We start from the raw sequence: 8,904 nt of genomic DNA on the forward strand, positions 1-8,904 counted from the left end.
TGTGGCAAGCAGTCACGCCCGCGGCGATTCAGGCTGGGTGGATGATCTTCGTTTCGATCAAGGCATGCAGGTGGTCCCGCAAGCGAGACGGGATATGGCCGCCAACGACAAGGACGCCCGCTTCCATATTCTTTTCGAGCGCATGGCCGGTCAGATTCGCGCTCGTCACGAAGGCCGTTACGTCGTCGGCAACGGCGACCTTCGCGTGAACCCGGCCGTTCGTGAAGGGATCCGGGCGATCTGTCCAAGCATACAATTTTGCTGCTGGAGCGGCGCTTCTCATCGTCGCGACCGGATTGACGAGCAGGCTACCGCCCTGGGTCACGGCAGCCTCGACGAGAATCCTTACCTCCACCCCTCGAAGGGTCGCTGCGTTGACAGCGGCTATGACCGAGGGGATGTCATAGGCAACGAAGCTCACGATGAAGAGTTCTTTCGTGGCCTGCTGGATGACATCCAGAAGTACCTGTTCTGTACGGCGCGGCGCAACGAATGGTGTCGTCGGCCCGGTCCAGACCAATTCGACGGCGCAGTCTCGTTGCGTGCGTTCCCGCGCATAGGCCGCGCCCATCAGCATCCCGGCGACGAGTTCCCCTGATGACTTCGTTGTCCGCCAAGCGTCGGTAAGGGAGGCCATAGCTGCCCGTGCCGCCGGCGTGCCGACGACTTGCTGAAGGTCTTGCTCTCGCCCCGGTGGCAGACCGTCGCGTAGCCGCGACGCTATCGCTTCGATTTTCGACGGCGGCAGCAAAGTCACGAGTTCGGTCACGGCATCCAGGAGCGCTTCCATCAGCTCCCCCGGAAGAACGCAGCGTTTGAATTCTCGAGTGTCGGAACCACCAACGCACGGTCCAAATGCCGATTGCCCCGTTCGCATGAGGTTTCCGACACGAAGGAGCAAGCATGGCAAGCCGCTCCATGCAGCGATTGATCTTTACTGGGGTCGTGTTCGGAGCACAGGGGGTCGGAGGCGCAGACATGCGCTCGATCCAACGCCTGACGAAGCAGCCTTCCGCGATTTTCGGGCTTGCCCAATTCAACCAGTCCCCCGAGCGTTCCATCGGAATCGGCGGCTGCCGTGTAGATCAGGAAGCCAGCCTGGTCCTTCGCGCCATCCACCTCCGCGTATATGCGTTCCCGGATGCTGGCGGCATTGTATCCACATTCGAGGGCCAACTCCCTGACCAGCATGTGCGCCAGGGTATGGAGCATGACGTAGCGCGCTCCGGGATAACCCTCTCGCGGATCGAGATTCCGCTTTTGGCGCCATCCGTGATGGCCGACACGCAAACGTGCATCGACCTCTTTGACTGCATCCTCATCGGCCCAGGCTTTCAGAGCTTCGGTGTCGAAGCGGATGAAGATGCCTTCGCCGTGAACCTGCGTCGCCGGGACCCAATCGGAAGCCGAACGCCCCAACGGAGCGCGAGGCGCCGCATCGTCACCCGATCCCTCATCTGGGGACTCGACGCGGGTGAAACCGAGCAAGGCGTTTACCTCGCGCAGCCGCTCCAGCAGCAGGACGCGCGTGATCGCGGCTTCGAAGCCTTTCGGAATCCCGACCTTTTTGCTCATGAAGTGCGGGTAGTCGGTCGGCGGATCGTCGGCCGTCAGGACTTGCCATTCCGGCTCCTTGAGGTCGATCGGGCCGATGTCCGCGCCTCCGTGCCGGTGGGCTTCGACGGCGGCCCAAATTTGTTCGCTGGTGAACTCCTCGATGCCGGGGAGCTGAGCCGTTTTCTTCAGCGTCTTGACTACGAAGCCAACTTCATCGGCCGAGGAAACATCCTCGAAGAAGGTCCAACCATCGCCGACGAGCTGCACCAAGGGGCTGCCCGTTTGAGGTATGGCAAGGACCGACAACGTGACCGGGAACCAGCCGTTGGTCGCGCCGAGCAGGATCGCCCGCGGATCTTCGGAGCAGTCGTCATCAAAACGGTCGATATGGGGATGCCGTCCACGACATGCAGGCAGGTTGTCTCTGCCGGCCTGACCGAAGGCTTGGGCCATGTTCTTCGAGGCGCCGCAAGCATCGCATTTGACCCAGAGATTCTCGGTTTGCAGCGATGCGCCGCTCTCGAAGAATCGCAGCGTCCCACGGCAATCGGATGGGCCGCCATGGACGAACCAATGCCACGAGAAATCATCGAGGTGCCCAGCACGGCAGGCCATCAGGAAGCGAGCCGGCACGGCGTCGGCGTCTCGGGCTTTTTGATCGTTGTTCGATCCGCGACATCCCTCATGGACGAAGCGCGTCAATTCCGGTCGGTAGCGGTTTTCTTTCAGCTTGAACAAGCCGGCGTCGAATGGCGACAACAGCCCACATTTCACGCAACGCAGCCATCGGGGAAACGGCTTCACCGGAACGCCGATCAGCGCCGCGGGTGAGAACGGATCGACGACATCGCGGTCGCCGAGCGGTGGCATACGCAGCGATTCCACTTGGGGACCGAGAACGCTTCGGACGTTCGCCAGCAGCCGGGCCTCCTGGATGGGCTGGCATCTGTCCCTTTCCCAACGGTCGATCCCCATGGTGACTACCGAGAGATTGGGCAGGTCGATCAGAGCGCCGGGGCCGTAAGTCCACAGAAGCTGGCTCGGACGGATTTCACCAACGGGCGTCTTGCTCATGCGTCGCCCCCATCGGCCGGAGCGACGCGGGCTCGCCAGGTCGGATCACTCGTCGAGCGCGAGTCTTCCATCACCAGCCTCACGCCGGGCTCTACCTCTCGCATCGACATCGGGACGGTCCAATCCGTCCAGGGCTTCACGCCCGGAGTTTCCAGAAGAGGGTATGCCGTCGGGCCGGCCCCATATTTCTGATAGACGAGTGTGCGACCTCCGAGGCTCGCCTCCTTCGCCCACTCGTCGGCGCGATGCTTCAGTTCCTGTTCGGTCAGCGCCTTCTTTGCTGAGTCTTCCGTGACCTCCCAGGTTCGTTCCGACACGACGCGGATCGTCGCCGTCATCTCTGGTCGGCTCGGGCTGTTCATCGCACCCGCACCCATATTCGGTGCGAAAGGATCGTAGCTGTTCCGCATGATCGACAGCATCGCGCCCGTGAGGCCGCGGTCCAGCGCCCGCGGGGAGAACGGCGTCACGGATTGAGCCTCGACATGCTGATAGAAGGTCGCGTGGTAGTGCTCGAACGTCTCGTAGTGGGAAAGGTCGCGCGGCCGCGCCCAGGTGAGCACGGTGGCGACCAGGCCAGGCGGCGAGCGGCCGACGCGGCTGGTCGCCTGGATATACTCCGCCGTTCCTTTCGGCTGGCCATTGACGACCATCACACCGAGACGGTTCACGTCCACACCGACCGACAGCATGTTGGTGGCCAGAACGACGTCGATCGGACGCGGATCGCCCGGAGCCCGGTTCTCGGCCCATTCGCCCGTCTTGGGATCAAGCGCCCCATTGAACGGTATTTCGAGTTGATCGAGATAGCGCGGGATGTCCTGGCTGGAGACGCGGGAGGTAAGTTCCCGAACGTCATCGACGCGACGTTGCGACAGCCCCGGACGATCGACCAAGCTCATGTTCACACGGAAGGAACGCGTCTGCACGTCGTCCTCGGCGAGACGCTTCATCCCGCCCAACTCGCGCAGCGAATTGAAATAGCCGACGAGCGTCATGTAGGGATCGGCGACCGGGCCGAAGCGATCGAAGAGGGCTTGTGCGGCGGTGAGGAAGGCCGTGTAGGTTCGGATCAGAACAGCGGGCCGGGAACTGCCGGGCGCGCAGATGCCCATGTAGCGGCGTCCGGGCTTCTCGCCGATGGGGCGCTGAACCGAAAAGAAATTGTCCTCCACGTCGAGGCCGGTGGGTGGAAAGACCGAGATCCGCCGCATGAATACGTTGCGCACTTGATCTTCGGCACGCCGAACGGTAGCGGTCGAAGCCACGACTTTCGGCCGGACCTTCGTGTCGCCGAGAGGCCAGGAACTCAGCTCGTCGACTGCGCTTTCATAGAGACCGACCATCGTGCCGAGCGGCCCGCTGATGAGGTGAAACTCGTCCTGGATGATGAGATCGGGAGGCCGGACAGCGGCGCGCATAGGCTTCACTCTCGCGGCGGGATGAGCACCCCGCGCGCGATGCCCGGTGCCGCAGTCGTGCCCCGGCCATAGCAAGCCGTGACGCTCGCATTCTTCATCGACCCGGCCGAAAAGGGTTCGCACCTCCGGCCGCCAGGCCATCATGGCGAATTTGTCGACGGTGGCGATCATCATGGTCGGCGGACGATGATAGATTTCCTCGTCGACCACTTTTACGGGCAGGCCGCGATGCGGGCGGCCGCTGGAGCCGGCCCGAGAAAATTCGCAGGCGCCGAGTTTGTCGCTGCAATGGATGAGGGTTCGGCCGGCTATCCGGTCGACCTCGATGTCGCGGCCCGCAGCGATTTCGGAACCGCACCAGGGGCAGCTCGTCAATTGCGCCGGCGAAGCGATACCAGACTTGTTGCGGTCGCCGTTGCGCAGCGCTTCAATCGCCTGGTGGGCGTCATCGGTCCGCCCCGGCGTCACCCGATTACCGACCCATAGCCCTAGAGAGAACGGTTCCTTGCCCCACAGCTTCTCGTCGGCGAGGCGGATCACCTCCATTGCGCACAAGAGAGCTGTAGCGCGCTGGAACTGTTGCAGGGTCAGCAGGCGCAGCGTGTATCGCATGATGACGGCCAGGCCGCGAGACGCATCAAGGCCGCCAAGATCAACTTTCAAGCGGCGCATCGCCATGGCGAAGGCGGCCACGCCCAGATAGGCTTCGGTCTTGCCGCCGCCGGTCGGGAACCAGAGGAGATCGGCGAAGGCTTCCGCAGGCTTCGTCCGGTCGGGGTGCGCCGGATCGGCGAGGGACGGCACCGACAGCAGGAGGAAGGCCAACTGGAACGGACGCCAAGACCGATTCTTCGGGATGTCGAGTTGCACGAGGTCGGCCGTCTCACCGCGCCTGCGTTTGAGAGCATAGAGGCTCCGCACACGCTGGAGCGCCATCGACTTGTTGGCGAAGCGGAACGCCGATAGCGCCGCAGGGTCGGAAAAGAGCGTGTCCATACCCTCGCGCAGGCGGCGCAGGGTCTCTTCGCAGCGGGCGATCACGTCCCTCCCTGGTTCGTCGAAGCCCGTGATCTCGGCTGTCAGCCGCGTCCTCTGTTCTCCGATCCACACTGCATAGTCATCGACCAGACACGACAAGGCCTCACGCAGTTGATGCGGCTCCATCTCTGCGAGGCGGCCCATGTCGAGCCATCCCTCATTAACCATCCGGCGCATGGCCGGGCGGTCGTCCGAGTCGAGGCCCGGCGTTTCTGTGACGCCGACCTCATAGCTTGGGATGATTTCCGTGCGCAGGTGCGAAGCCTTCGCGGCGTCGCCCGGCGTCGTATCGGCATGGACGGAGACACCGTGGCCCACGGCAAACTCCAGCCGGTTACGATAGATCAGGGCGAGGCGATCGCGTTCCGGGTCATCGACGATGATTTCGTTGGAGGGCCGCCGCCTGAAGATCGATGGATCTGCGGCGCTTTCCGACGCGGCCACCGAGATTTCCGGCTGGAACAGCCACGCGCGGTCCTTGTTATCGTCGGGCTCCAGTTGGCCGTTCACGAGGAACAGGGTGACGAGGCGCTCCCCTTGGGCGTTCGTGCGGATCGTCCCTTGGAGCCGGACTTCGGGCTGGTCACGGTCCGGCGTCGCCGGCCGCATCGGCCCATCTTTCAACGGCAGGGGAACCACACCGCCGCAGGGGATCCGTCGCCACACCCTGACCTTCGTTTCCTCTTCCCGGCCGGTCGCCCGGTTTCGACGGGTCTTGACGACGTCGTGCTCGTCGCCCGGGACGCGCTCATAGCGGCCCCACCGGACCTCAGCGTCCAGCGCTTCCACGCCCGGCGCGACGCAGAAGGTGAGTCCCATGCTCGACGGCACGAGCGACTGATTGTTCGTGGTGTCGATTTCGTCGAGGGCGTCGTCCTCCGGCTCCACGCGACCGGAGACGCTGGCGAACTCGGCGCCGGGTTCGTGGATGGGCGCCGCCCGTTCGTCCTCGACGTCGCGGATTTCGTCGGCACCGGCCGCCGGCTCGACGGCGACGGTATCGGTGTCGTTCGGCCGTCGAGGCGCGAGCTTGCCGACCAGATAGCGGTCACGGACGCTCATGTCCTTGATGAGTTCGTGCGGCCCGCCGGCCGGGCCGAGAAGGTCGTCGCGGACGGCTATTTCGAGAAGATCGCGCACATAGGCGACGTTCTGGATCAGCGGAACATCGGCGATCGAAATGCCGTCGCTACCGAAAATGCTTATCAGGTCTTCCGGCCGGAGGCGTGCGATCGGGCCGGTAGGCAACGTCAACGCCAGGCCGGACACCGTTCCCGACGTGCGGAACCTATGCACATGGTCGAAATAGATCGTCGTGCTGTCTAGGTCGCCGCGGATGCGCAAAACCCGCCCGGCCCGTGTCAACGTGCCATCGGCTTCGGCCGCGACGATCCAATGCCCTTCATCGACCGCCGAATAAGCCGAACGCTCGCCGCTTAATCGAGCTATGCACGGGCCGAGCCAAATCGGTTCCTTGGCAAGCCAACTCTGCACGTCTGGATCAGTAGTCAAGGTCATGCGTCGCCCCCAAATAAATCTCTACAGCTCGACGCGCGAGAAGTGCGGATAGATGCGATAGAATTTCCTGAAGACCGTGACGGGATCTTCGCCCATGTCGGATTTTGGTAGTTTGAAGGCCATCTTCGCCGCAACTTCGTCAGTCGACTCCATCGTCAATCGCTCCAGCGTCGAAAGGGCGGGCATATCAAGGCGGTGGGGGGCATCCGGCGTGCAATTGAATTCCCACCCCTTCACGAGGTCTGCAACAGCGGCATCATCAGCAGCGCAAACTACGAGCGCCGCCGTCACCATTGCCTGACCGTCTTTATAGTGCGTGGCCAGTGCCCACACGATATGCCGATCGCGGAAGTTGAGCGCCTCTTTTTCGACCGCCAATTTGAGAACGCGGAGCACGCTAAAGCCGAAGTGCTTCTGCGTCATACCCTCAGCGGACAAACCGCTCGGGAAGAGCTGTCCAACCCGCTCCTTGAAACGAGCAAGTCGCCATTCCTGTACGGTTGGCTTTTCTTTGCGATCGCCCGAGGCCGCACCGTCGATCTCGACAGAGACTTCATTGGCATCCGGCTTCCCGAGGGACTCCGGGTTCGCGTTGAGCGTCACCCGAAGGACGCTCCCGATGGGAACACTGCCGATCGTCCGCGCGAAGCGTTCGATCTGCGTGGTGATACCCTTCGGCTCGGTATAGTCGAACCATATGATCGCCGGCGTCTCGAAATCGATTCCGTCCAAGTAATTTTCAAGTGTCTCATGGACGCATTCGATCGACGCGACTGGACGATTGAAGAGCTGACGCTTGTGGACTTCCTCCTCGGTCTCCACGCAGGTCATCCGCGCGAGGCCGAGCCGAGCATGGACCAGCCTGAAATCTTCGAGAAATGGGCCGCCAAGGCCGACATAATGGTATTTCTCCAGCACCAATGCGGGAGCCAACCGCATCAGCAGCGAGAGGAATAATTCCCGGTCGACGGCCTTGTTGGGCCTCAGCCGGTAGGGAAGCGAAGATCCGGCGCTCATATCTCAGCCGTCCTGCTTCTTGGCCCTGGCGAGCGTCAGCTCGAAGCATTTCTCGCCCACGATCCCCGGCTTCTCGTCGTCGGTGTCGTACAGCATCTTCGAGACGAGCCGGATTTCCTCGATCGGTCGCGAGAACACGATCTTCCGCGACGAGGGGGTCTTGCCCGGAGGTTCGGGCAGAACCTTTGCCTTTTGCGGATTGAACTCGATCTGGCTGTCGCTCTTTTTTATGTCACTTCGCAGAGCAACGGCCGCAATGGTCTTACTCAACGACAAGGGTTTTGCATCTTCCCAGTAGTCCGACTGGTCAGCGCGCGGATGGTTCTTCCACTGGTTGGTGTAGGAAATCCAGACCCGCATACCCTCCTTCATCTTCACCAAAGACTCGAGCCAGACGTTCGACGACGTGTCGAGCGCGCGTTTGGTCGTCGTCACCGGCAACTTGTCCGCGCGCTTGGAGCGGAACTCGATTGTCCGTCGTCGAAACATTTGGCGCAGGTTTGGCGTGGCGTTAACGGAGAGCGGGCCTCGTCAGGGGTTGGCTTTTAGGCGGCGAGCTTGCGGTGCTGCAAGCGGCGATGTTCGATGGTCTGTTTCTTGATGGCGGCGCGCTGGGCGTGGATCTGCCGATCGCGGCCAAAGTAGGCATCTGCGGGCGTCACATTGCCCAGGCTTTCGTGATAGCGCTGGTGGTTGTAGTGCTCGATGAAGGCTTCGATCTGGGCTTCGAGATCGCCGGGCAGGTAATAATTCTCCAGTAGGATGCGGTTTTTCAAGGTCTGGTGCCAGCGCTCGATCTTGCCCTGTGTCTGGGGGTGAAAGGGGGCGCCGCGCACGTGGCTCATGGACTGGGCCTCGATATAGGCGGCCAGTTCGCCCGCGACATAGCTCGGGCCATTGTCCGAGAGCAGGCGCGGCATGTGCAGCACGGTGGCGCTGTCACAACCTGATGCGGCCAGCGCCAAGTCCAGCGTGTCGGTGACATCGCCCGCCGTCATGGTGGTGCACAGCTTCCACGAGATGATGTAGCGGGAATAGTCGTCGAGCACGGTTGAGAGGTAAACCCAGCCCCAACCGATCAGCTTGAAATAGGTGAAGTCGGTCTGCCACATCTCGTTTGGTCGCATCGTCTTGGTGTGGAACTCGTCGCGGGCCTTGATGACGATATAGGCTGGGCTGGCGATCAGATCCTGTGCCTTGAGCAGGCGATAAACCGTGGCCTCGCAGACAAAGTACTGCTTCTCATCGGTAAATTTGGTGGCCAACTCGCGGGGCGAGA

6 protein-coding genes are annotated in these 8,904 nt (G+C 62.4%); all 6 read right to left on the reverse strand.

Going from position 1 to position 8,904, the window contains the following annotated elements:
• Positions 1-28: 28 nt before the first annotated feature.
• Positions 29-790, reverse strand: coding sequence for a DISARM system phospholipase D-like protein DrmC (gene drmC, locus AC3A3G_RS13195; RefSeq protein WP_487488386.1), 762 nt, complete (start codon positions 788-790; stop codon positions 29-31).
• Positions 790-2,631 carry a DrmB family protein gene (gene drmB, locus AC3A3G_RS13200; RefSeq protein WP_487488387.1) on the reverse strand — a complete coding sequence of 614 codons (1,842 nt, stop codon included), beginning with the start codon at positions 2,629-2,631 and terminating at the stop codon, positions 790-792. Before drmB ends, drmC begins: the two co-directional genes overlap by 1 nt.
• A complete protein-coding gene (gene drmA / locus AC3A3G_RS13205; protein ID WP_487488388.1) occupies positions 2,628-6,608 on the reverse strand; it encodes a DISARM system helicase DrmA in 3,981 nt (1,326 codons plus the stop codon). Before drmA ends, drmB begins: the two co-directional genes overlap by 4 nt.
• 21 nt (positions 6,609-6,629) lie before the next feature.
• Entirely contained in the window at positions 6,630-7,625 is a 996-nt protein-coding gene (locus AC3A3G_RS13210) for an O-methyltransferase (RefSeq protein WP_487488389.1), read from the reverse strand.
• A 3-nt stretch (positions 7,626-7,628) separates the two neighbouring features.
• Entirely contained in the window at positions 7,629-8,060 is a 432-nt protein-coding gene (locus AC3A3G_RS13215; protein WP_487488390.1) for a hypothetical protein, read from the reverse strand.
• A gap of 110 nt (positions 8,061-8,170) precedes the next feature.
• Positions 8,171-8,904 (reverse strand): transposase (locus AC3A3G_RS13220; protein ID WP_487488391.1); only part of this gene is annotated, 734 nt, incomplete at its 5' end.

It is taken from the genome of Brevundimonas sp. Soil_N_31 (assembly GCF_057655995.1).

What these genes read in the sequence shown, in the direction of transcription:
- drmC (WP_487488386.1), bottom strand. Translation starts at nt 790, where the DNA reads ATGGAAGCGCTCCTGGATGCCGTGACCGAACTCGTGACTTTGCTGCCG.
- drmB (WP_487488387.1), bottom strand. Translation starts at nt 2,631, where the DNA reads ATGAGCAAGACGCCCGTTGGTGAAATCCGTCCGAGCCAGCTTCTGTGG.
- drmA (WP_487488388.1), bottom strand. Translation starts at nt 6,608, where the DNA reads ATGACCTTGACTACTGATCCAGACGTGCAGAGTTGGCTTGCCAAGGAA.
- AC3A3G_RS13210 (WP_487488389.1), bottom strand. Translation starts at nt 7,625, where the DNA reads ATGAGCGCCGGATCTTCGCTTCCCTACCGGCTGAGGCCCAACAAGGCC.